The organism is Lonepinella koalarum (genome assembly GCF_004565475.1).
Taxonomy (GTDB): domain Bacteria; phylum Pseudomonadota; class Gammaproteobacteria; order Enterobacterales; family Pasteurellaceae; genus Lonepinella; species Lonepinella koalarum.
Window position 1 is genome coordinate 19,679 of sequence record NZ_SRHX01000009.1, and the last position, 25,498, is coordinate 45,176.

A 25,498-nucleotide genomic window follows, 5' to 3' on the forward strand; every position below is an offset into this window, starting at 1 on the left:
ATTTTATTATGACTAAAAAAATTAAAGTGACAGATGTAGTACTTCGTGATGCCCATCAATCTTTATTTGCCACCCGTTTACGTTTAGATGATATGTTGCCGATTGCAGCAGAATTAGATGATATTGGCTATTGGTCACTGGAAGCCTGGGGCGGTGCGACCTTTGATAGCTGTATTCGTTTTTTAGGCGAAGATCCTTGGGTGCGGTTACGTGAATTGAAAAAAGCCTGTCCGAAAACCCCGTTGCAAATGTTGTTGCGTGGACAAAATTTATTAGGCTATCGTCATTATGCCGATGATGTGGTGGATCGTTTTGTAGAGCGTTGTGTGGCAAACGGCATGACGGTATTCCGTGTGTTTGATGCGATGAACGATCCACGTAATATGCAAGCGGCATTGCAAGCAGTGAAAAAACACGGTGGTCACGCACAAGGTACGTTAAGTTATACCACTAGCCCTGTACATACTTTACAAACATGGTTAGACACCACCGAACAATTATTAGAAATTGGAGTAGATAGTCTTGTAATTAAAGACATGTCAGGGATTTTAAATCCAATGGCAGCAGCGGAATTAGTGGGCGAAATCAAAAAACGTTTTGATGTACAGTTACATTTGCATTGCCACGCCACTACAGGTATGTCAGAAATGGCATTGTTAAAAGCCATTGAAGCCGGTGTCGATGGGGTAGATACGGCGATTTCTTCTATGTCGGGTACGTATGGACATCCCGCTACTGAAGCGATTGTGGCGACCTTGCAAGGCACCGAATTTGATACGGGATTAGATATTCCTCGCTTAGAAAAAATTGCGGCGTATTTCCGTAATGTGCGGAAAAAATATACCAAATTTGAAGGGCAGTTGCGTGGTGTGGATAGTCGTATTTTGGTGGCACAAGTACCGGGTGGCATGTTGACTAACCTTGAGGGACAGCTTAAACAACAAAATGCCAGCGATAAACTCGATTTAGTGTTGGAAGAAATTCCACGCGTGCGTAAAGATTTAGGCTATATTCCGTTAGTGACCCCGACATCCCAAATCGTGGGTACCCAATCCGTTATCAACGTGTTAATGGGCGAACGTTATAAAACTATCGCCAAAGAAACCGCAGGGATTTTAAAAGGCGAATATGGTCGCACCCCAGCCCCTGTGAATGCAGAATTGCAAGCTCGTGTGCTTGATGGTGGCAAACCAATTACTGACCGTCCAGCAGATCATATTGCCCCTGAAATGGCGAAAATTGAAGCAGAAGTGAAACAAACCGCACAAGAAAAAGGCATTAAACTGGCTGAAAATGCGGTAGATGATGCGTTAATTGTGGCGTTATTCCCACAAATTGGTTGGAAATTCTTAGAAAATCGTGGCAATCCTGCTGCCTTTGAGCCAGCACCGACGTTAGCGCCTGCGGCTCAAGATGAAAAAGCTGCGGTACAAAAATCCGCAGAAAAAGCCCCAGCCAAACCAGCAAGCGGTTCAGCGGTTTACACCGTGGAACTTGAGGGTAAAGCCTTTGTGGTGAAAGTGTCTGAAGGTGGCGATGTAACTCATATTGCACCGACAGCAGCTCCAGTGGCAGCCCCTGTGGCTCAAACTGCTCCAGCACCTGCTGCAAGTGGTACTGGCACCGCAGTTACCGCACCAATGGCAGGCAATATCTGGAAAGTAGTCGCCACCGAGGGACAAACTGTCGCAGAGGGTGATGTATTGTTTATTTTAGAAGCGATGAAAATGGAAACCGAAGTACGGGCGAACCTTGCCGGAACTGTGCGTGGTATTTGTGTGAAAGCGGGTGATTCCGTCGCTGTGGGCGACACAGTGATGACCATTGCTTAATTTGGAGGCAGTATGGAAAGTATTATTGCTCTACTGAAAGGCACAGGCATTATGCACCTTGAATGGGGGCAAGCGGTGATGATTTTGGTTAGCCTGTTATTGTTATGGCTGGCGATTGTGAAAAAATTTGAACCGTTGTTGTTATTGCCGATTGGCTTTGGTGGCTTGTTGTCGAATATTCCTGAAGCGGGCATGGCAATGACGGCATTGGATAATTTGTTACATTCAGGTACACCTGAACAACTTGCTGTGATTGCAGGAAAAATCGGTGTAGTGGCAGATCCTGTGGCAATTAAAACCGCACTGGCGAACTTGCCAGCATCAATACAAGACCAATTGGAAGTGACCGCCGGCGATCTCGGTTTTAGTGCTGGGATTTTAGCCTTGTTCTATAAAGTGGCGATTGGCTATGGTGTTGCACCGTTAGTTATCTTTATGGGGGTGGGAGCAATGACGGATTTTGGTCCGTTAATTGCCAATCCAAGAACCTTATTGCTTGGTGCGGCGGCACAATTCGGGATCTTCACTACCGTATTGGGAGCCTTGGGTTTGAATTGGTTAGGGGTAATTGATTTTACCTTGCCACAAGCTGCCTCTATCGGGATTATTGGGGGGGCAGACGGTCCAACCGCCATTTACTTAACCAGTAAACTAGCACCTGAATTATTGGGTGCGATTGCAGTGGCTGCCTATTCTTATATGGCATTAGTCCCATTAATTCAACCGCCAATTATGAAAGCACTAACTACCGAAGCCGAGCGTAAGATTCGTATGACCCAACTACGAACGGTGAGTAATCGAGAAAAAGTGATGTTCCCAATTATCTTGTTATTATTGGTGGCATTATTATTACCTGATGCGGCACCATTACTTGGTATGTTCTGTTTTGGTAACTTAATGAAAGTCAGTGGTGTGGTAGAGCGTTTAAGTGATACCACACAAAATGCCTTAATTAATATCGTGACTATCGTGCTAGGTTTATCTGTGGGTGCAAAACTGGTGGCGGATAAGTTCTTGCAACCGCAAACACTTGGTATTTTACTGTTAGGTGTGATTGCTTTTAGTATCGGTACAGGCAGTGGCGTATTAATGGCAAAATTGATGAATAAATTCAGCAAAAATAAAATCAATCCGTTGATTGGTTCCGCAGGGGTATCAGCCGTACCAATGGCGGCGCGTGTATCTAACAAAGTCGGGCTTGAAGCAGATCATCAAAACTTCTTATTGATGCACGCCATGGGACCGAACGTGGCTGGCGTAATTGGTTCAGCCATTGCCGCAGGTGTCATGTTAAAATACGTTGGGGCAATGTAAGGAAAAATGTGTTAAAAATACACCGCACTTTGGGAAGTGAGCTGAGCAAGCCTAAAGTGTAGTGTCATTTTTTAGGTGTTCCATTTATTCTCTTTTCGCTTAAAATTGGCTATTAATAATCTAAAATTCTTATCAGAAAACAAATTTATCTTATTATTTTATTCCAGACGCTTTACAAACTGCTGTTTTTCTGCCATAAAGGAACGGAATACAATACAAAATAACAAGGAGTCGATTATATGCAACACAAATTATTATCTTCTTTACTTGCTGGCGGTGTCGCGTTAGCCTTTTCTTTTGCTGCCAATGCGGCAAAAGTACCAGCTGGCGTGGAATTGGCCGCTGCACAAGAAATTACCATTAATAATGGCTCAGAACCGCAAAGTTTTGATCCGCACTTAACCGAAGGTGTACCAGAATCAGGCGTCGCTTTTCAGCTGTTTGAGGGGTTAACGACAGCCGATTCTGAGGGTAATACGATCCCAGGTGTGGCGGAATCTTGGGATCATTCCGATGATTATAAAACTTGGACGTTCCATTTGCGTAAGGATGCAAAATGGTCTAACGGTGATCCTGTGACGGCACAAGATTTTGTGTTTTCTTGGCAACGTTTAGTCACCCCAGCTACCGCTTCACCTTATGCGAGCTTTTTAACCTATATGCAGGTAGCGAATGCACAAGATATTATTGACGGCAAAAAATCTCCTGATACCTTAGGCGTGAAAGCCATTGATGATTTGACCTTTGAAGTGTCTTTGGACAATGCGGTGCCTTATTTAGTCGGTTTAACTTCTCACCAATCTATGTTGCCAGTGCCTAAAAAAGTGATTGAGAAATTTGGTGAAAACTGGGTGAAAGAAGAAAATATAGTCGGTAATGGAGCTTATATTTTAACGGATCACGTGATTAATGAAAAAATCGTGTTTGCACGTAACCCGAATTATTGGAACGATAAAGAAACCGTGATCGACAAAGCTACGCTGTTGAGCATTGAAAACCCAACCACGGACGTACAGCGTTATCGTGCGGGGGATTTGCAGATAACCAACTATGCCTTGCCAACCGAGCAATTTGCTAAGTTGAAAAAAGAATTGCCAGATGAGTTATTTATTACCCGAACTTTAGCAACCTATAGCTATGAGTTGAATAACAGCCGAGCGCCGTTTAACGATGTGCGAGTACGTAAAGCACTCAATTTGGCGTTAGATCGTAATATTATTACTGATAAAGTCATGGCACAAGGGCAAACCCCGACTTATGTATTTACTCCACCTTATATTAGCGAGGGAGAGAAAATCCAACAGCCAGCCTATTCCACCAAACCCATGGCAGAGCGTAATGTCGAAGCGGTGAAATTGTTAGAAGAAGCAGGCTTTAGCAAATCCAATCCATTGAAATTTACGATTCTTTATAACACTAATGAAAACCATAAAAAAGTTGCCATTGCTGCTGCTTCTATTTGGAAAGCCAATACGCAAGGACTCGTTGATGTGAAATTAGAAAACCAAGAATGGAAAACCTATATTGCTTCACGTCGTAGTAAAGCCTATGATGCTGCTCGAGCAGGTTGGAATGCGGATTATAACCAAGCCTCTACCTTTGTGAATTATTTCTTATCTAATTCAAGTAATAACACCGCATTTTATCGCAGTGAGAAGTATGATGCCGCTGTTATGGAATCTCGTGCAGCATTAGATGAAAATCAGCGTGCAGAAGCCTATGCGAAAGCCGAAGCGATTTTAGCCGAAGAAGCCGCTATTGTACCGATTTATAACTATGTGAATCCACGCTTGGTGAAAACCTTTGTCAAAGGTTATTCGGGTAAAGATCCACAAGATAGAGTGTTGTTAAGAAATCTTTATATTGTTAAACACTAAAATTATTCCCCTGAAACCTTTTCAGGGGACATTTTCTTTCCCTAACTTGGGGAATATTTTACTAGTGAATAATTTCACATTCTGTCTAGCTACAGAATATTTTGTATTTTTTATTTTTTATTAATCTTTGTGGGCTGTCGTTATGTTTAAATTTATTATTAGAAGACTGCTTGAAGCAATACCAACGTTGTTTCTGTTAATTACGGTATCTTTTTTCCTGATGCGACTTGCACCGGGTAATCCGTTTACCAGTGAAAAAGCCTATCCGCCCGAAGTGATGGCGAATATTGAGGCCAAATATCATTTGAATGAGCCGTTACATAAGCAATATTTTTTGTATTTGGAAAATCTTTCGCACGGGGATTTTGGTCCATCTTTTAAATATAAAGATCAAACAGTGAACACCTTAATTGCATCGGCTTTCCCCGTTTCCATTAAACTGGGGTTAACCGCCTTTGTGTTTGCTGTCACCTTAGGTTTATTGGCTGGCATTGTGGCGGCGTTAAACCAAAATACTCGGTGGGATTATTTGGTGATGAGTTTTGCCATGACCGGGGTGATTATTCCAAGCTTTGTGATTGCACCGTTATTAGTGCTATTTTTTTCAATTTATTTAGGCTGGTTTCCAGCTGGTGGTTGGAACGGAGGAACACCCTATTATATGGCGTTACCGGTGGTGGCGTTAACCATTGGTTATGTAGCTGGAATTGCGCGGATTATGCGTGGTTCGATGATTGAAGTGCTACATTCTCCGTTTATTCGTACCGCCAAAGCTAAAGGCTTGCCATTGCGACGGATTATTTTTAAACATGCATTACGTCCTGCGATTATTCCAGTCGTGACTTATTTAGGTCCAGCCTTTGTGGGGATTATCACAGGTTCTATGGTGATTGAGCAAGTATTTGGTTTACCGGGTATTGGACAGTTATTTGTGAATGGTGCGTTAAACCGTGATTATTCCTTAGTCTTGAGTTTAACCATTTTAGTCGGCACCTTGACCATTTTCTTTAATGCGGTGGTGGATATTTTATATGCGGTTATTGATCCGAAATTGCGTAGTTAAGGGGGCGATATGTTAAAAATGCAACAAAATCAACAATTAGCCCAAAAATTACTTGAACAATCAAATATGCTGTCGTTGGAAAGTCGTAGTCTATGGCAAGATGCCAAACGTCGTTTTATTGCTAATAAAGCCGCTATGTTTAGCTTATTTATGTTGGTGTTGATCGTGCTGTTTATTACCTTTGCACCGATGTTAATGCCGTTCAGTTTTGAAGAAACTGATTGGAATATGATGAGTGCTGCCCCTGATTTTGAATCAGGACATTATTTAGGTACGGACGGTTCAGGACGTGATTTGTTAGTACGGATTGCTATGGGCGGACGTATTTCGCTAATGGTGGGTATTTTAGGAGCATTAATTGCCGTATTGATCGGTACCGTTTACGGGGCTATTTCTGGCTTTTTTGGTAAAACCGTGGATATGTTGATGATGCGCGCCTTAGAGGTACTGAGTTCATTTCCATTTATGTTCTTTGTGATTCTATTGGTGACGTTCTTTGGACAGAATATTTTATTAATTTTTGTGGCGATCGGGATGATTTCTTGGCTTAACCTCGCTCGTATTGTGCGAGGTCAAACCCTAAGTTTAAAGAATAAGGAATTTATTGAAGCGGCGATGGTTTGCGGCGTGTCACGGCGAAAAATTATTTTCCGTCATATTATCCCGAATTTATTGGGTATCGTGGTGGTGTATGCCTCTTTAGAAGTGCCGTCGTTGATTTTATTCGAATCTTTTTTAAGTTTCTTAGGGTTAGGCACACAAGAACCGATGAGCAGTTGGGGGGCGTTGTTAAATGACGGGGCGGCACAGATGGAAAGTTCCCCTTGGTTATTGATTTTCCCTGCGGCTTTTTTATGTTTAACGCTATTTTGTTTTAACTTTATCGGTGACGGATTGCGTGATGCCTTGGATCCAAAGGAGAGATAAACGATGAATAATTTGCTTGATGTACAAAATTTATCGGTAAAATTTTCCACGCCAGACGGTGTCGTCACGGCAGTGAATGAACTGAATTTTAGCCTTGAACAAGGCGAAACCTTAGGTATTGTGGGCGAATCGGGTTCCGGTAAATCACAAACCGCTTTTGCCTTAATGGGACTATTGGCTTCTAATGGCAAAACCACAGGATCCGCTAAGTTTAATGGTCAAGAATTGCTGAATTTGACGGAACGTCAATTAAATAAAATTCGTGCCAGAGATATTGCGATGATTTTCCAAGATCCCATGACCTCGCTCAATCCTTATATGAAAGTGGGCGAGCAGTTAATGGAAGTGCTGATGATTCATAAAAATATGGATAAATCCACCGCACTTTCTGAGTCGATCCGTATGTTAGACGCGGTGAAAATGCCCGAAGCGAAAAAACGTATGGCGATGTATCCGCACGAATTTTCAGGCGGTATGCGGCAAAGGGTGATGATTGCCATGGCGTTGCTATGCCGTCCGAAATTATTGATTGCCGATGAACCGACCACGGCGTTAGATGTGACGGTGCAAGCCCAAATTATGACCTTGCTAAACGAATTAAAACGTGAGTTTAACACGGCGATTATTATGATTACCCATGATCTCGGGGTGGTAGCGGGGATTTGTGATAAAGTGCTGGTGATGTATGCTGGCAGAACTATGGAATACGGTAGTGCGGAGCAAATTTTTTATCAGCCAACACATCCTTATTCTATGGGTTTAATGGAAGCGATTCCCCGTTTGGATAGCCAATCTCACGAGTTAAAAACCATTGCCGGCAATCCGCCGAATTTGCTACGTTTACCGCAAGGTTGTCCGTTTTCGCCACGTTGTCAATATGTGCATGAGCAATGTTTAACCGCCCCGAAATTAAGCCAATGGACGGATAACCGCTTACGCAACTGTTGGATTGATGCTAAGGAGTTTGTCCTATGACCTTAAAACGACCTATTCTTGAAGTGAATCAACTGTCGGTGAATTTCAAAATTAAAAATAAAAAATCGCTGTTTTTTGCCAAACCGTTAACCCTGAAAGCAGTAAATAATGTGTCGTTCCAACTTTATCAAGGCGAAACTTTGGGCGTAGTGGGCGAATCAGGTTGTGGCAAATCTACCCTTGCGCGAGCTATTATTGGTTTGGTGGAAGCCTCTGCGGGGGAAATTTTATGGTTAGGTAAAAACCTCGCTCATCAATCACAAAAAGAGTGGAAAGACACCCGTAAAGATATTCAAATGATCTTCCAAGATCCGCTGGCGTCACTTAATCCACGGATGAATATCGGTGAAATTATTGCCGAGCCCTTGGAAATTTACCAACCGCATTTATCCAAAGCGGAAGTGAAGCAGAAAGTGCAAGACATGATGATCAAAGTTGGGCTATTGCCAAATGTGATCAACCGTTATCCGCACGAATTCTCAGGCGGTCAATGTCAACGTATCGGCATTGCTCGCGCATTAATTATTGAACCGAAAATTATTATTTGTGATGAACCCGTTTCTGCATTAGATGTATCAATTCAGGCACAAGTGGTCAACCTATTGAAATCATTACAAAAGGAAATGGGATTAAGCCTGATTTTTATTGCTCATGATTTATCCATTGTAAAACATATTTCCGATCGGGTGTTGGTGATGTATTTAGGCAATGCCGTGGAATTAGGTACGGATGAACAGGTGTTTAACCATACTCAACACCCTTATACGCAAGCCTTAATGTCCGCCGTGCCGATTCCTGATCCAAGATTAGAACGCAATAAAACCATTCAATTATTGGAGGGGGATTTACCATCGCCGATTAATCCTCCATCAGGTTGTGTGTTCCGTACCCGTTGTCCGAAAGTAGCAGATTGTTGTGCAAAGACAGTGCCGAGTTTAGTTGGCGGTGGCAATCATTTAGTGGCTTGTTTAATGGTGAATAGTGTTGGGTAACACGTTATTTTTATGGGAGCTATAAATTAGCTCCTATTTTTCCCAGCTTAAGAACGCCCATTTTTTCATAGCAGGACGAACATTGACCTTACCTTGGTGTTGTTGGTAATAGTCTTTTAATTTGGCCATTTCTACTTCGCTTAAATTACTGCCGATTGACCATTTTACGGTGCGTATAAAATCTTGTTCGGAAATCACCGCACTTTTTTCGCGTTGTGGTGCAACTAAACCGCAGCCACTCTCTAAAAAATCGACTTTCACTTGGTAGCCTTGCTGATACAGCATATTGACTGCATAAATATAATTGGGAAATCCCACGCCATCTCGGTCGATAAAACGTAATATATCTCGATCAATAAAATCTTTATCCACCGTCATGGTCATATATACTGCTTTTTGGGCTTTAGCATTGAGTTTATCTAACGCGGACTGCAAATCATTAACCATGGAAGAACGCGAAGAAACACAAACATCACATTCTGGCACATCGAACCAATCATCATCCCATGCTCGTAAAATCGGCAAAATATTATGAATATTTAAGTGTTGGCTGCGAAGTTGTAACAAATTCAGCATGCCTTGACTATAATCTAACCCATACACGCGCTGTACATAAGGGGCACAAGCCAGTGCAATTGCACCGCCACCACAACCTACATCAAGTACAGAATTTACATCGCGTAAATCCATGCGACTTAGAAAAGCCTGTACATAGTTATTTTTCAAATCAAATTGACTGGTTTGCATTTGTTCTGCTTTACGATCCCAATCCTGTGGCTGTTTTGGTTCTCGGGTGGCAACTTGAATATGATTTTTATATAATTCAGAAAAATTTATATCATTAATGGAATGCATTATTCGTCCTTTAACAGGTGGAGATTTTTTGCTAATATCTGTGGACTTAAGCCGTAAATTTGAGCTAATGAAGCCAAGTCCATAACGTCTTTGGGGGATCCTTGTTTAATAATCTCACCTTGATACATCAACAGCAAATGATCTGCATAACGAAACGCTTGTTCGGGTTGGTGGGTGGTGAACATCACGGTTAAACCCTGTTGGCGTAATTGTTGAATATGTTCTAACACCCGAATTTGATTGCCGAAATCCAGATTAGATGTGGGTTCGTCCATGATTAAACATTGTGGTCGTTGAGCCAAGGCTCTGGCGATTAACACTAATTGCCGTTCACCGCCACTTAATGTCATATAGGATTTATCTGCTAAATGTGCGACACCTAATTGCTCAAGGCTTTGTTGAGCGATCTGTTTATCTTGCTGATTGGGTGTGGCGTACCATGCGAGATAAGCGGTTCGCCCCATTAATACTACATCTCGCACGGTAAAGGAAAATACACCTTGTTGAGCTTGCGGTACATAACCTATTGTACGAGCAAGTTGGGCTGCTGTCCAATTAAAGTGCGGTGTATTTTTAATCAGAATTTCACCGTGCAAGGGTTTAATTAAGCCTAACATGGTTTTCAGTAATGTGGTCTTGCCACAACCATTTGCTCCTAACAAAGCGGTAATTTTTTGTGTTGGAAAGGTCACATTCAGATTATCGGCGACCGTTTGTTGATAGCCTATGCGTAAGTTTTTTAAAGTGATCATTGGCGTTCCCCTTTGATTAATAGGCTGAGAAAAAACGGTGCGCCGACAAAGGCGGTGATTACGCCTAATGGGATTTCAATAGCAAATAAACAACGTGCTAATGTGTCAGTGATAAGCAAAAAGGTTGAACCCAATAAAATACAAGTTGGTAACAACAAACGGAAATCTGCTCCGCTCCAAAGTCGAGCAATATGCGGAATAATTAAGCCGACCCAGCCGATAATGCCTGTTACTGACACCACGGCAGATGTCATTAGCGTCGCACATAAAATAAAAATCAGCCGAGTGCGTTTAATATTCACCCCAAGAGCTGTGACTTCTTCATCATCAAGGCTTAATACATTCATTCGCCAACGTAATAGAATTAACGGAATTAAGGCAAATAGCACCAATGGAGCAACCAGTTTTAAATCGTCAAAGCTAGTCATATTTAATCCACCTAATAGCCAAAATGTAATGGTGCTTAATTGGCTGTAAGGATCAGCCAGAATTTTAAGTAACGAAATGCCTGCCCCCAGCAAAGCAGAAATGGCGACACCTGATAACACTAATGCCAGAATTGGATTTTGACGGCGGACTGTACTGGCGATGAAATAAACCAATCCCACCGCAAACAATCCACCAGCAAAGGCGAATAGCTGAATAATTGGTAAGGGAAAATCAAAGTAAATTGCCGTCACTGCCCCTAGACCTGCTCCCGAAGTGACCCCTAAAATATCAGGCGAAACCAACGGATTTTTAAACATACCTTGATAGGTTACGCCCGCTACCGATAAAGCGATACCGACTAAAATAGCGGTGGCAATACGGGGTAAGCGAATATTCCAGAGTACGATGTCTTGTTGCGAAAGCCCTTGTTGCGAAAGTTCGTTACCGAATTGGCTGATAGATTGCCAAATTTCCGTTAAAGAAAGCGAATATTGCCCTGAACTGACAGCAATCACAAGACTAATAATTAACAATGCCAAAGGCAACATTAAACGGAAAATTGGCATTAATTTACCTCAAAAGTGCGGTGATGTATTATTGGAAGAAATTTCATAGCCGTAAAATAGGCGGAAATAACGTTGCACTAAGTCATAGGCATTTTGCTGTGACAAAACAGTGGGTTTTAATTTATAGGCTAACCACACACAACCTAGTAAACGATTAACCCCAGGCGGAGAATCTAACCAATTAAACGGCAAACTGGGAGCTAAAAAAACTCGCTGATTTTTCACCGCAGTTAGGTTTTGCCATAAGGCATGTTGTTGGCTATGTTGGTAAAAATTAGTATCTTGGGTCAAAATTAAATCGGGTTGCCATTGTAAAAGTTGTTCCATAGATACGCGTGCTAATTTTTTTTCACCTGCACCATTTGCCACATTCTGCAAACCTAACCAATCTAATACTTCAGTATGGATTGCGCCTTTTAACGCCGTTTCTAAACCATCAGCGCCACGTGCTAAATAGACATTGAGATTATCCGTAGCGCAAAGTTGGTAGGTTTTAGTTAAAATCTCATCAGATAAATCTGCTAAGGCTTTGGCTCGTGTTGGTTGTTGCAATAATTCACCTAATTGAGTGAATTGTTGAGCAGAATCTGTCAATTTGCCCGAGACAATAAAATAAGGTAGTTGAGTTTGTTTAGAAATTTTTTTAGCGCTGGAAAGAAAGGTTTCACTAACGTTACCCGCATCTACAATTAAATCGGCATTGAGGTTGACAATTTTTTCTACAGGAGCAGTAGAGGCTCGTCCTGCAATTCGCCCAATATGGGGTAAATTTTGGATTTGTTCCGATAAAAATTTCTTGCTATCCGTTTTTAATTCAGTGGCAATCCCCACCATTTTTTCAGGACATAATGCGATTAATAATAAATCCGACACAAAACCTGCACTCAAAATCCGTTGTGGGATTTTATTCAAAATACCCGTACGGATAATTAACGATTGGGTGGATTGGGAAAAAACAATAGAGGGTAAGGATAAACAAGAGAATCCTACAAATAGGGTTTTAATAAAACGGCGACGATGTTGGTTGATAGTAAACATAGCGAATCCTTTGAATTTATTATAGATAAAACTATATAGCAAGCTAGTTGGGAATACAATAAGAACCATAAAAAGGCTTAATGTAAAGGGATATAACAGGCATCAGGTTATTAGACTAAAAAATGATTTAAAAAATCACCGCACTCTGGTTTCAATAATAAAAGGATTAAATTTCCTCTTAATGGCTTAAATTTGTTTTAAATCAAAAAAATTGCAATTTTCACTCCAAAATACGTTTTTTATTTGATTATTATTTTGTTATGAAGAAAATAATGTCATTATTTGGTAAAAATAGTCGAATGCCTAATAAATCATTATTATGTATTTAATATATAGAGTTTATTTAATAAACCTAAATTTTCATTCTATCAAAAGGAGTTGATATGAGCAATTATCCATGGAAAAGAACTTTGCTCGCCATTGTTATTGGCATTGTAATGACATCAAAAGGTTATGCTGAAGATATTGACGAAAATGACGAGCAACAACAAGCCCCCCAATCTGGACAGATGGTTAATCCGCACGATGGAATAGGATTGACCGAACAGATTTCTGCACAATATTCTGGTGATGGTGTGAAAGTCGGTGTGATTGATTCTGGTTTTATGAATGAACATCCGTTGTTTAATCAACAAAAATTACATTCTTTGACCTTTGAAATTACGGATAATGACGGGAATAAAAAAATATTTGATGCTAACCATTATGAGCTAGAAACGGAAGATGAAAATGGTGAACAGAAAACCGTTTATTCAATGCACGGTGGTCAAGTGGCTGGCATTATTGGTGCCAATTCATTTTTCCAATATCGTGGGGGTGTTGCAAAAAATGCTGATGTTTATCTGACCACTACCGAAGCAACAGAAACGCCGCAAGATGATGATACGGATGATTCAGATAATTCAAAAGATAATGATAAATCGCTTGAATTATTACTGGGTAACGAAGCAGAAATAAAAGACCACCGTAATACTATTGCTACTGCATTTGCTCAGCATACGGCAAACAAAGTGTTTGTGATCAATAATAGCTGGAATGAAGATCCGGTAGATGGCACCGCTCGGGTTATGGATGATAAATATAAATCAGGCATTGAGAAAGCCACCGATAACGTATTAATTAATGCGATTAAAGATGCGGTTAAAAAAGACACACTTATTGTTTTTGCAGCCGGTAATGAGAGTAAGCAACAGCCTGGTATTATGGCGGCTTTACCTCGCTATCTTCCTGAATTGGAAAAACATTATCTGTCAGTTATCGCGGTAGATGATGGGGAAAATATAGCGGACTATTCTAATCGTTGTGGGGTAAGTAAAAATTGGTGTGTGGCCGCACCGGGAACGTTATCTGTGCTTGTCACCGAGGGAGCGGAGCAAAATATCAAATTACCGGGGCTGCAAGTACAACAAGGGACATCCTTTGCTGCCCCTGTCGTAACGGGATCTTTAGCTGTGCTAAAACAACGTTTTCAGTATTTTACCGCAACACAAATGAGAGATACATTATTGACTACTGCCACGGATTTAGGGGCAAAAGGCGTAGATGATGTTTTTGGTTGGGGATTAATCAATTTATCAAAAGCAATAAATGGACCATCGCAACTGTTAAACAACGAAACCTATACGCTATCCAGCGATGATCGTTGGAACAACCCTTTGACTGGCGAATATCGCTTAACTAAACAAGGACCAGCGACTTTAACCTTGGCTGGAGAGAACAACCGTTTAAAAGAGATCCGTGTGGAAGAGGGGAAATTAGCCTTAACTAATACGACTTCGGTGGATCAAATTCGTAATGAGAGCAATTTGGCACTCACTGCATTAACCGTAAATCAAGCCTTTTACGCGAAAACAGGTAGCCAACTTGAATTATTCGCACAACAGGCGTTTACTGCGCAAGGAAAAGGCACAGTAGTCAATTTAAATGGCGTATTATCTGTAACAGAATCACTCAAACAAAATGCCCAAGCTGGGCAAATTATTGCCGATGTATTAGTGGTGAAAAATGGTGCAACCTATATGGGTGGTTTTGAGCAATTAATTTCTAGTGATACCTTGAATGCTAAGGGATTACGGCAGGATTTGTATTTTAAAGATGATCGCATTGAATTAAAAGCCAACCCGAATCAGCCATTTACTGATCCACAAGCAAATAATAACGGACAAAACGGCTTGCAAGCATTGAATGCGTTGCGTGACAGCAGTACAGCATGGAAAAAAGGTCTTTATAATGATTGGTTGCAACGTGCTATAGAACATAATGATTTACAGAATTTCCATTACGCTATTGGCAATACCATTTATGCTGATAGCCTTGATTTGTTGCGCAACAATGCAGCAATAGGTCTAACCGAAACGGATAATCATTTATATCGTTATCACGACAGTAAAACTGACAGTGTCAGAGTATGGGTTGAAAGCGATGGACAGAAATATAAATCCGATCATCATCAATTTGATCAAAAAACGGAAGTGAAAACGCGGCATACAGGCATGGGATTTGCTTATAAAGCGGAGAAAAGCATATTGACGGGTAATCTGACTCGTACTAAATCCGATGTCACGAAAAATCAGGCATCTGCTACGATTAAACAAATTGAAGCCAATGTGGCATTACGTTATATGCCATTAGCTAATGGTTGGTTTATGGATGTTACAGGAAAAATCGCTCGTTTGGATTACAAACAAAACCGTCAATTCAATTCAGCTTCGCTTGCTTCAGGTGCTAATAAAGGCTGGTTGTTTGGCAGCGAGTTGCGGACGGGGTATAACCTAGCAATAAATGACTGGTATTTAGAACCGAGTGCAGGATTGCAAGCGATTCGTTTGAATATGCAGCAATTAACCGAAAATGGCGAATTAGCCACATCAACCTCTTCTTTCCATAAAACCGATGTGAATTTATCAAGTGGATTACATTTAAAAAGAGCGTTTGATCTTAGTGATTGGAAAATCACACCGAATTTCGATTTAAGTTATATTCGTCATCTTAACGGTAAACCAAGCTATTTAGAAAGCAGATTGAATGGTATTGCTATTCACAGTGAATCAACTACTTTCAGCAAAAATATAGCGGTGTTTGGATTGGGTATGATGCTGGAAAAAGGCAACTGGTTGTTATCCACCGATATTCATCGACGGGTATTTAAAAATGGCAAAACGACGGATTGGCAGGTTAAAGTTGGGTTGAGTTTTTAAGAATATATCGTTAGAAGTCATTAAAACATAAAAAAAGCCCAATTGAAAGATTGGACTAAATTCATTTAATTAGGCTAAATTAGAGAAATAAATTAGCAAATAATAAACCAAAGCATACACTAAATACCATACTTAATAAGCCCGGGATCATAAAGCTATGGTTGAAAATATATTTACCGATTCGAGTTGTGCCGGTGGTATCAAAGTCAATGGAAGCAATAATCGGACCATAGTTTGGAATAAAGAAATAACCATTTACTGCCACAAATACCCCAATTAAGATTGGGGCTGGAATACCTAAGCCAATCGCCAATGGGAACAACGTCGCCACCGTTGCACCTTGGCTATTGACTAATACTGATAATATGAATAAAGCAAAAGCAAATGTCCACGGCGCGGTTTCAACTAAACCAGACACCATTTCTTTTACTTCGGTCATATGGGCTTGCATTAAGGTATCCCCTAACCAAGCAATACCGAAAATCGCAATGACCGCGCGCATACCGGCGTGGAATACAGACCCTCTGGTAATTTCAGTGCCGTCTGGTTTGCAGAATAAGATGATTAATGCACCAATAGATAACATCACAATTTCAATGGTATGAGCCATACCCATTGGTTGACCATCAAAGGTAGGACGTAAGGATGGAATAGCACCCATTACCACCACTAATAATGCACCGAATAAGAATAGTGCTACAGATGGTTTGGCGGTTGGTTTTAATGTTATTTGGGTCAAATCAGTATTGGCATTGTTCGCTTTCACATATTCAGGATTTTGCAGTAATTTTTGATAATGGGGATCATCTTTTAATTCTTTACCCATTTTATTCACGAAAATACAAGCCAAAAATAAACCTAAAAGCGTAGATGGAATCGTTACGCCTAATACATTACCGAGATTAATACCTTGCGGTTCAAGGAAAGCTACTACCGCAACAACAGCGGCGGCAATCGGGCTGGCAACAATAGCAAATTGTGATGCAATTACTGCCATAGAAAGCGGACGTTCTGGGCGAATGCCATTATGCCGGCTCACTTCGGCAATCACGGGCAATACAGAGTAAGCTACGTGACCTGTTCCCGCTAAAACGGTGAATGTCCAAGTGACCGCTGGAGCAATAAAGGTAATATATTTAGGATTACGACGTAAAATATTAGTTGCGATTTTGATCATATAATCTAAACCACCCGCGGCTTGCATTGCTGCTGCTGCCGCTACGACCGCCATGATCATAAACATCACATCAATAGGTAAGCCTGCTGGTTTTAACCCAAAACCAAAGGATAAAATGGCCAAGCCTAAACCACCAAACACCCCTAAACCAATACCACCGACCCGAGCCCCTATTAATATACATAATAGGACAATAGCAAATTGTATTAAAAACATCATTTCCATAGTCTTTTCTCCATAATTATAACGAAAAATAACATTATCTTTTGAGTAAGAATAACTAATAAAACCCTAAACAACCAGTTATTTACACCTAAAATTTTTTAATTCGACGGATAAAATTATATATTACATCCATTTCCCATTATGTGATCTCGATCAAATTTTTTCTGATTAAAATGAGTTATCATGATTACGGCACAAAAGTTATTATTCTAAATTAACAACCAAAGCAACAACCAAGAGGAGGAAATAATGAGCAACACTCGTATTGAAGTTGATTTATTAGGCGAAAGAGAAGTCTCTAATGATGTTTATTGGGGAATACATACCTTAAGAGCGGTCGAAAATTTTAATATTTCCAGAAATACGATTTCTGATGTGCCAGAATTTGTACGTGGTATGGTGATGGTAAAAAAAGCGACGGCATTAGCAAATGGTGAATTGGGGGCGATTCCAAAAAAAATTGCTGATGCGATTGTACGAGCCTGTGATGAGATTTTAGTTAAAGGGCGTTGTATGGATCAATTCCCGTCTGATGTGTATCAAGGCGGTGCAGGAACTTCGGTGAATATGAATACTAACGAAGTTGTAGCGAATCTTGCATTGGAATTGTTAGGTCATCAAAAAGGGCAATATGATATTGTTAACCCGATGGATCATGTGAATGCTAGTCAATCCACTAATGATGCTTATCCAACAGGGTTCCGTATTGCGGTGTATAACAGTATTCTCACGTTAATTGATCGTATCCATTATTTACAAAAAGGCTTTGAAAACAAAGCGGAAGAGTTTGCTAAAGTATTAAAAATGGGGCGTACCCAATTACAAGATGCCGTACCGATGACAGTAGGGCAAGAATTTAAAGCCTTTGCAGTATTATTGGAAGAAGAAGTGCGTAATTTAACCAATACCGCCAAATTCTTGCTTGAAGTAAATTTGGGCGCTACCGCGATTGGAACAGGATTAAATACTCCAGAAGGTTATTCCGAATTAGCCGTGAAGTATTTAGCCGAAGTTACCCAATTACCTTGTGTACTGGCTGAAAACTTGATTGAAGCCACTTCAGACTGCGGTGCTTATGTCATGGTACATGGTGCATTAAAACGAACTGCGGTGAAATTATCCAAAGTTTGTAATGATTTACGTTTGCTTTCATCTGGTCCACGGGCAGGGTTAAATGAAATCAACCTGCCAGAATTGCAAGCCGGTTCATCCATTATGCCAGCCAAAGTCAATCCTGTGGTGCCAGAAGTGGTGAATCAAGTTTGCTTTAAAGTAATTGGTAACGATACGACAATTACCTTTGCGGCAGAAGCAGGTCAATTACAATTAAACGTGATGGAACCGGTGATCGGTCAAGCCATGTTTGAATCTATTGAGATTTTAGAAAATGCTTGCGTGAATTTACGCGATAAATGTATTGATGGCATTACGGTCAACAAAGAAATTTGCGAAAACTTCGTCTTTAATTCAATTGGTATTGTCACTTATCTCAATCCGTTTATTGGTCATCACAATGGCGATATTGTGGGTAAAATCTGTGCAACCACAGGTCGAAGTGTGCGAGACGTGGTATTGGAAAAAGGGTTACTGACTGAGGCCCAATTAGATGATATTCTGTCGGTGGAAAATCTGATGAACCCGACCTATAAAGCCACTCGCTTTGTTGATGATGAATAGTTAAAAAAACAAAATATTCACCGCACTTTTATGGCGTTAACTAAAAGTGCGGTGATTTTTTTCGTTTTTATTTCAACATGTCTTGCGGTACAAAACTTTTCTGGACATCTTTCATTTGTGGTAATTGATGTGCAATGCCTTTGTGGCAATCAATACAGGTTTTGCTTTGTTCTTGTGCCATCGTGTGCATTTGTTGTGCGACGGCTTTTTGTTGGGTGAAATCCATATCATCGAAATTATGACAGTTTCGACATTCTTGCGAATTATTAGCTTTCATTCTCGCCCATTCACGTTCCGCCATTTCTAAACGATGGGCTTCAAATTTTTCTTTAGTATCGACTTTACCCGTAATATGGGCTAATACTTCCGTACTAGCTTGCATTTTGCGGAACATTTTTGGTCCAAACTCGTGTGGCACATGGCAATCGGAACACACCGCTTTTACCCCAGAACGATTGGAATAATGTACCGATGCATGGTATTCAGGCACCACATCATTCATGTGGCAATCGGAACAGAATTGTTCGGTATTGGTGGATTCCATCCCTTTATTAAAGCCTCCCCAAAGAAATAAGGTGGCAATAGCGGTTAATATGATGACCGTGCCAACGGCCATATTACTTGGGCGACATAAATATTGGCGAATTTTCTTAATCAGGCTCAACATATTTCCCCCTTATTTCCCTTGGTTTTGACGTATAGTGTCAAATTTATTTTGAATAATTGGATTGACTTCGGTTTGTTGTACATGACATTGCAAACAAAAATAACGGCGCGGTGATGTTTCACCGGTTGGGTTACCATCACGATCTTGAAAGTGACTTTCTGGGACTCTCGGAGCACCTGTCGTCGGTGAGAATTCTGGAGAATGGCAAGCTAAACATTGGTTTGCGTTTTTGGTCACTTGTAAACCACGAATACTATGCGGCACAAGTGGCGGTTGAAATAGAAACGTAGTAGGAATATTACCGGCATCTTTTAATGGATTAGTATAGGCGGGGGCAACCTTTTCGGGAATCTGTTCTAATTGGTCGATAGAACCTATATGATTAGAACTCATGTTATTAGAATCAATGTTATTTTGCACATCGGCGCTAGCAAACGCAGAAAGTGCGGTTAAAATAAAAGTGAGATATTTTCTCATATTGAGTTCACTCCGTAATTCAAGTAGTCAAAAGGGTTAAATATTTTTAATGGTAATCTGTTTCTCAAAACGAGAACCAAAAGCAAAAACCTGTTCTGCACAAACGTCAATACAACGTCCGCAACTGATACAGTCTTTATCTAAAATAATCGGGCTATCTTGCACCGAACCATGTAGTGGCAAACGTAAGACTTGGGGTTCCGGACAAACGTTATAACAGTCCATACAGCGATCACAGCGCGAGCGATCGACCACATTGACTTTGATCATACTTTTGGCACCAATTAAGCCATACAATGCCCCGATTGGGCAAAGATGTCCGCACCAACCATGTTCGACGACAAATAAATCAAACAAAAAGATAATCGCGACCAACCATAGGGTTGCTCCCAAGCCGAACACAAATGCTCGACCTAATGCCGCCACAGGATTAATCCATTCCCACAACAATGTGCCACTGATTGCACTTCCGACTAAAATCATCAGCAACATGCCATAGCGTAATTGACGTGGCAGTTTGGCACTTTGCCGAATACCCAATTTTCGGCGTAGCCACGCGGATAAATCTGTCACCATATTCATTGGACAAACCCAACTACAAAAGGCTTTACTGGCGATCAGGGCATAAAATACTACAATAATGAATGCCCCCAAAATCGTCGTCCATTCAGGTAAATAACCTGTAGCAAGGCTTTCCATGGTAATTAAAGGATCGGTTAATGGAATACGGTCAAATAACACACTCGCACTATAGTTCCCTTTTAAAATCCACACCTTCCATAATGGACCCGTTAAAAACAGCAGAATAATGCTTAACTGGCTTAACCGTCTTAATAATAAAAAGCGATAAGCTCGCCACCAGCCTAATTTTTGACGAGCTTCTAAGCCGGCATTTTTGGGTTTATTGGGAGTAAATTTCACCGTCGCCATTATTTCACCCCTTTCGTATTTAAATCCAAATTCGGGAAGTGTTCTGCTTCAGGCACCGTAGTAGAACTTGGTTGATAATCATAGGTAGCTCGATTTGGTGTTGCCACTTTGCTATCCGGTTTCACCTGCATAAATTGATAAGTCGGCTCTGATTGACCTTCCGGCATTCGCGCATCAAGAGCAGGACGTAAACCGTCAGGGTGTTTTTCTTCCAATAAGGCTTTACCGGCATTTTGCTTTTCTTGCCAACCTAAACGATAGTGGCGACCTAACATCCCTTTGGCGAGATCCATCGGTAACACTTTAATGGCGGCTTCTTCCAATACGCAAGCCTGTTCACATTTGCCACAGCCTGTGCAAGCATCGGAATGGACCGTTGGGATCAATTTAGCGTGAATTTGAGTACGGTCGTTATGTACTTTTTCCAAGGTGATCGCTTTGTCAATCAACGGACAAACACGATAACACACATCACAACGCAAGCCTTGCCAGTTCAAGCAAGTTTCATGATCAAGCAAAACCGCTAAGCCCATTTTGGCATCATTAATATCCTGTAAGGATTCGCTTAACGCCCCCGATGGACAAGCGTTCATACAAGGAATGTCAGGGCACATTTCACAGGGTTTATCACGCGCGATAAAATAGGGCGTACCTGCCTCCATTGGCGATAACAGAGAGGCAAGGTGCAACATATCATAAGGGCAAGCCTGCACACATTGTCCGCAACGCGTGCAAGCCGCTAAGAAATCATCTTCATTTAACGCACCCGGTGGGCGTAATGCGACACCTTGCTTGGCATTAGCTTGATGCTGTTGTAAACCTAGAATCACCCCAACACCACACAAACCAGCGGCGGTTCGAGTGGCGTTTTTGAGAAATTGACGGCGGTTTGGATTTTGCATAAATGTATCCCGTTTTACCCTAGCCCTAGTCCTGATCCTAAAGGGAGAAAAGATTTTGAAGTGCGGTGAAAAAATCAAAAATTTTGTAATTTTCCCCGCACTTTCCTCCAAAAAAATAACTCACTCTTTAGATAACTTAAGGGATAAGGGTATTCCTTTAAGCCTTAACCACTTTTACCGCACATTTCTTGTAATCAGTTTCGCCTGAAATCGGATCGGTGGCATCTAAGGTTAATTTATTGGCAAGCTGACCCGCATCAAAGAACGTGGTAAAAATCAAGCCTTTCGGTGCTTTATTACGTCCCCTTGTGTCAAGGTGAGAAAGCATTTCTCCGCGACGAGTGATTAATTTGACTTTGTCACCATGACGTAATCCCCGTTTTTTCGCATCATCAGGGTGCATCCAAACTAAATTATTCGGAAACGCACGATGAAGTTCTGGAACACGGCGAGTCATGGTGCCAGTGTGCCAATGCTCCAACACCCGTCCGGTACAAAGCCATAAATCATATTCATCGTCAGGACTTTCTGCTGGTGGCTCATAAGGGACGCCTAAAATAATCGCTTTTTTATCTGGATAGCCATAAAACGCCACATCTTCACCGGCTTTCACATAAGGATCATAGCCCTCACGATAACGCCATAGGGTTTCTTTTCCCTCTACTACAGGCCAACGTAAACCTCGCACCTGATGATAAGTGTCAAAGTTGGCTAAGTCATGACCATGACCACGTCCAAAACCCGCATATTCTTCAAACAACCCTTTTTGTAAGTAGAAACCGAATCTATCCGCTTCATCATTGAGATAACCGGGAATATCTTTTGGTATGTCGAATTTATTGATTTCACCATTTAAATACAATACTTCATACAGGGTTTTGCCACGATACTCCGGCATTTGGGCTAATAGTTCTTCGCTCCACACTTCATCGGTTTTGAAATATTTAGAGAATTCCACAATTTGCCATAGATCGGATTTAGATTCTCCCGGTCCTTTTACCTGTTGATACCAAAATTGGGTACGGCGTTCCGCATTGCCGTAAGCGCCTTCTTTTTCCACCCACATACAGGTTGGTAAAATTAAATCTGCCGCTACCGCAGACACCGATGGATAAGGATCGGACACTACAATAAAGTTTTCAGGATGACGCCAACCCGGGAAAATTTCATCATTAATATTGGGACCACCTTGCATATTGTTAGTGCAAAGTTGCCACAAGAAATTGAGCTTACCGTCTTTCAGCATACGACTTTGCATGACGGCTGAATAGCCCAATTTAGTCGGAATGGTACCTTTCGGTAATTTCCATATTTTTTCTGCAATTTCAACATGTTTTGGATTGGTAACGACCATATCTGCTGGCAAGCGGTGGATGAACGTACCTACTTCACGAGCTGTGCCACAGGCGGACGGTTGACCTGTTAAGGAAAATGGTCCACAACCGGGTTTCGAGATTTTGCCGGTTAATAAATGCACGTTATAGATCATATGGTTGACCCACACACCACGCACATGTTGGTTAAAGCCCATGGTCCAAAATGACACCATGTTCTGTTCAGGATCCGCATACATTTTGGCAAGGGTTTCAAGCTGATCTTTCGGTACACCTGAAATTTCGTGGGCTTTTTCTAAGGTATAAGGCGCAACAATTTGCTTAAATTCATCAAAAGAAGAATCGTGCATGGTACCTGCGGTTTTCACGTTTTTTGCCGCTTGTTGTAATGGGTGTTCGGGGCGTAAACCATAGCCAATATCGGTTTCGCCACGTTTAAATTTGGTATGCTTATTGACGAAATCCCAATTCACTTTATCATGTTGAATAATGTAATTGGCGATATAATTCAAAATTGCCAAGTCAGAGTGCGGTGTAAAAATCACCGGAATATCCGCTAATTCAAAAGAACGGTGTTCATAAGTCGAAAGTACTGCCACTTTGACATTTTCATTGGATAAACGGCGATCAGAAATACGGCTCCATAAAATCGGGTGCATTTCTGCCATATTCGATCCCCACAGCACAAAGGCATCGGTTTTTTCAATATCGTTATAACAGCCCATCGGCTCGTCCATACCAAAAGTCCGCATAAAGGCGACGGCGGCCGATGCCATACAGTGACGTGCATTGGGATCAATGGTATTAGAACGTAAGCCCGCTTTCCATAATTTTACTTTGGCATAGCCTTCAAAAATGGTGGTTTGTCCTGATGAAAACATACCCACGGAATTCGGTTCTTTTTTCTTCAGGATCTGTTTGATTTTTTCCGCCATCACGGTGAATGCTTGATCCCAAGACACTGGGGTGAAATCCCCTTCTTTGTGGAATTTACCGTCTTTCATGCGTAATAAGGGGGTTTGTACACGGTCTGCACCGTACATAATTTTGGTCAGGAAATAACCTTTAATACAGTTCAAGCCACGGTTGACTTCCGCATCAGGATCGCCCTGTGTCGCGACTACGCGCCCATCTTTGGTGCCGACCAACACACTACAGCCAGTACCACAAAAACGGCAAGGGGCTTTATCCCATTTAATCCCCGTATCATCGGCATATACATTTGTCACAGGAATGGTCATTCCCGCCGCGGTGGCGGCTGCCAGTGCGGCATTCGCTTTCATAAAATCTCTACGATTGAGTTCCATAGTCTTGTCCCACGTTTTGCTATGTTTTTAATAAAAATAATCAGTTAAAAAGTTATTGCTCATCAAGATAATTGGCAATCAGAGAGACCACAATCACACCATTAATCTCTTTTACTTCATCTATACGATCCGCTAAGGTTAATTGACGATCGCTCTCAATCGTCACCACTAACTTGCCTTCTTCCCGTTTTTCAGCGTGAATTTCTGTATGTGGAATCGCCAATATGTCAGCTTTCACCTGTTCTAATTTTGTCGGTTTCGCTTGCACCACAAGGCTGCACACATACCAATTTTCACTTGGGTTTAGATTATCCATTTTTTCTTATGCTATATTTAAAATATGAATGGCTTGTGTCGGACAAACTGCTAAACAAGCCCCACAACCATTACAACTTTCTAATGCTAAAATTAATTCCACAATGCCACCGAGTTTTGGGCGAAAACGAATAGCTCGGCTGTCGCAACTGTCGCCACAGGAACGACATTCAATGTTGTGAGTTAATAAACAGTTATGTTGTATTTCAACTTTATGTAACCAAGGAGTTTCATCAGTTGCACGAAAGACATCTTCCGGACAACTTTCCATACAGTGTTGGCAAAAGGTACATTCGCCACGTGCAAAATCAATTTCAGGAAAACCACCTTTACCTTTGATGATAATCTGGGTTTCACAAGCTGTGATACATTTATCGCACGCTGTACATTTTTCTACAAACTCATCTAAATTCACCCAAGGTGGGCGAATCGCTTGATAGCCTTGCATTTTTTCCTGTTCCGTTTTCAAACTATGCAAAAATCGTCCCTGTAAAAATGCGCGGCGTGGTAAAGACGGTTGGCTGTGTTGCAAAAAAATCTCTTTATATACTTAGCTTAAATAGTGATTAATTATGAAATGTTTGGGCGAATTTTATTATTACCCTAAGGAGGTATTTATGAGAAATTTCGGAGTTTTTATTGATAAGGATCAAAAAAAAGTGAACAAATA

At 41.2% G+C, this 25,498-nt stretch carries 21 protein-coding genes; 9 read left to right on the top strand and 12 right to left on the bottom strand.

Features of this window, described 5'->3' with window-relative positions:
* Positions 1–8: 8 nt before the first annotated feature.
* The 7 genes from oadA to oppF all read left to right on the top strand — a co-directional run bounded on the left by oadA (position 9) and on the right by oppF (position 8,980).
* On the top strand, positions 9–1,832 hold the full coding sequence (oadA, locus tag E0709_RS10265) for a sodium-extruding oxaloacetate decarboxylase subunit alpha (RefSeq protein WP_132302738.1): 1,824 nt from the start codon (positions 9–11) through the stop codon (positions 1,830–1,832).
* Between the two features lie 12 nt (positions 1,833–1,844).
* On the top strand, positions 1,845–3,146 hold the full coding sequence (locus E0709_RS10270; RefSeq protein WP_132302737.1) for a sodium ion-translocating decarboxylase subunit beta: 1,302 nt from the start codon (positions 1,845–1,847) through the stop codon (positions 3,144–3,146).
* Positions 3,147–3,385: 239 nt separating this feature from the next.
* Positions 3,386–5,023, top strand: coding sequence for an ABC transporter substrate-binding protein (locus tag E0709_RS10275; RefSeq protein WP_132302736.1), 1,638 nt, complete (start codon positions 3,386–3,388; stop codon positions 5,021–5,023).
* 142 nt (positions 5,024–5,165) lie between these two features.
* A complete protein-coding gene (gene oppB, locus E0709_RS10280; RefSeq protein WP_132302735.1) occupies positions 5,166–6,086 on the top strand; it encodes an oligopeptide ABC transporter permease OppB in 921 nt (306 codons plus the stop codon).
* A gap of 18 nt (positions 6,087–6,104) precedes the next feature.
* The gene (oppC, locus tag E0709_RS10285; RefSeq protein WP_391540686.1) at positions 6,105–7,013 is read left to right on the top strand and encodes an oligopeptide ABC transporter permease OppC; all 909 of its coding nucleotides are present in this window, start codon (positions 6,105–6,107) and stop codon (positions 7,011–7,013) included.
* A gap of 3 nt (positions 7,014–7,016) precedes the next feature.
* Positions 7,017–7,988: an ABC transporter ATP-binding protein gene (oppD, locus tag E0709_RS10290; RefSeq protein WP_132302733.1), complete on the top strand. Its 972-nt coding sequence runs from the start codon at positions 7,017–7,019 to the stop codon at positions 7,986–7,988.
* On the top strand, positions 7,985–8,980 hold the full coding sequence (gene oppF / locus E0709_RS10295) for a murein tripeptide/oligopeptide ABC transporter ATP binding protein OppF (protein ID WP_132302732.1): 996 nt from the start codon (positions 7,985–7,987) through the stop codon (positions 8,978–8,980). Before oppD ends, oppF begins: the two co-directional genes overlap by 4 nt.
* A gap of 33 nt (positions 8,981–9,013) precedes the next feature.
* Here the strand turns inward: oppF and E0709_RS10300 are convergent, their stop codons facing one another.
* From E0709_RS10300 to E0709_RS10315, 4 genes are read right to left on the bottom strand one after another with little or no spacing between them, the layout of a single operon-like run.
* Positions 9,014–9,835: a class I SAM-dependent methyltransferase gene (locus E0709_RS10300; protein WP_132302731.1), complete on the bottom strand. Its 822-nt coding sequence runs from the start codon at positions 9,833–9,835 to the stop codon at positions 9,014–9,016.
* Positions 9,835–10,587, bottom strand: a complete 753-nt coding sequence (locus tag E0709_RS10305) for an ABC transporter ATP-binding protein (protein WP_132302730.1) — start codon at positions 10,585–10,587, stop codon at positions 9,835–9,837. Before E0709_RS10305 ends, E0709_RS10300 begins: the two co-directional genes overlap by 1 nt.
* Complete coding sequence (locus E0709_RS10310) at positions 10,584–11,582, bottom strand: FecCD family ABC transporter permease (RefSeq protein WP_207905259.1); 999 nt, start codon at positions 11,580–11,582, stop codon at positions 10,584–10,586. The genes E0709_RS10305 and E0709_RS10310 overlap by 4 nt, the downstream gene beginning before the upstream one ends.
* A gap of 9 nt (positions 11,583–11,591) precedes the next feature.
* Positions 11,592–12,620 (bottom strand): ABC transporter substrate-binding protein, encoded by a 1,029-nt coding sequence (locus E0709_RS10315; protein ID WP_165867240.1) that lies wholly within the window; start codon positions 12,618–12,620, stop codon positions 11,592–11,594.
* A 383-nt stretch (positions 12,621–13,003) separates the two neighbouring features.
* Between E0709_RS10315 and E0709_RS10320 the strand changes: the two genes are divergently transcribed.
* The gene (locus E0709_RS10320; RefSeq protein WP_132302728.1) at positions 13,004–15,817 is read left to right on the top strand and encodes a S8 family peptidase; all 2,814 of its coding nucleotides are present in this window, start codon (positions 13,004–13,006) and stop codon (positions 15,815–15,817) included.
* Positions 15,818–15,896: 79 nt separating this feature from the next.
* On the opposite strand, the gene E0709_RS10325 is transcribed toward E0709_RS10320, so the two are convergent.
* Positions 15,897–17,219: an anaerobic C4-dicarboxylate transporter gene (locus tag E0709_RS10325; protein ID WP_132302727.1), complete on the bottom strand. Its 1,323-nt coding sequence runs from the start codon at positions 17,217–17,219 to the stop codon at positions 15,897–15,899.
* A gap of 249 nt (positions 17,220–17,468) precedes the next feature.
* On the opposite strand from E0709_RS10325, the gene aspA reads away from it, so the two are divergent.
* Positions 17,469–18,896 carry an aspartate ammonia-lyase gene (gene aspA, locus E0709_RS10330; protein ID WP_132302726.1) on the top strand — a complete coding sequence of 476 codons (1,428 nt, stop codon included), beginning with the start codon at positions 17,469–17,471 and terminating at the stop codon, positions 18,894–18,896.
* 67 nt (positions 18,897–18,963) lie between these two features.
* On the opposite strand, the gene E0709_RS10335 is transcribed toward aspA, so the two are convergent.
* The 7 genes from E0709_RS10335 to napF form a co-directional block, all read right to left on the bottom strand.
* A complete protein-coding gene (locus E0709_RS10335) occupies positions 18,964–19,563 on the bottom strand; it encodes a NapC/NirT family cytochrome c (protein ID WP_132302725.1) in 600 nt (199 codons plus the stop codon).
* Positions 19,564–19,572: 9 nt separating this feature from the next.
* Complete coding sequence (locus E0709_RS10340) at positions 19,573–20,040, bottom strand: nitrate reductase cytochrome c-type subunit (protein ID WP_132302724.1); 468 nt, start codon at positions 20,038–20,040, stop codon at positions 19,573–19,575.
* A gap of 36 nt (positions 20,041–20,076) precedes the next feature.
* Positions 20,077–20,970 (bottom strand): quinol dehydrogenase ferredoxin subunit NapH, encoded by an 894-nt coding sequence (gene napH, locus E0709_RS10345; protein WP_132302723.1) that lies wholly within the window; start codon positions 20,968–20,970, stop codon positions 20,077–20,079.
* Complete coding sequence (gene napG / locus E0709_RS10350; RefSeq protein ID WP_132302722.1) at positions 20,970–21,872, bottom strand: ferredoxin-type protein NapG; 903 nt, start codon at positions 21,870–21,872, stop codon at positions 20,970–20,972. The genes napH and napG overlap by 1 nt, the downstream gene beginning before the upstream one ends.
* Before the next feature lie 157 nt (positions 21,873–22,029).
* Positions 22,030–24,513: a nitrate reductase catalytic subunit NapA gene (napA, locus tag E0709_RS10355; RefSeq protein ID WP_132302721.1), complete on the bottom strand. Its 2,484-nt coding sequence runs from the start codon at positions 24,511–24,513 to the stop codon at positions 22,030–22,032.
* Between the two features lie 52 nt (positions 24,514–24,565).
* Positions 24,566–24,829 (bottom strand): chaperone NapD, encoded by a 264-nt coding sequence (locus E0709_RS10360; protein ID WP_132302720.1) that lies wholly within the window; start codon positions 24,827–24,829, stop codon positions 24,566–24,568.
* A gap of 6 nt (positions 24,830–24,835) precedes the next feature.
* Entirely contained in the window at positions 24,836–25,360 is a 525-nt protein-coding gene (napF, locus tag E0709_RS10365; RefSeq protein WP_132302719.1) for a ferredoxin-type protein NapF, read from the bottom strand.
* Between the last annotated feature and the right edge of the window lie 138 nt (positions 25,361–25,498).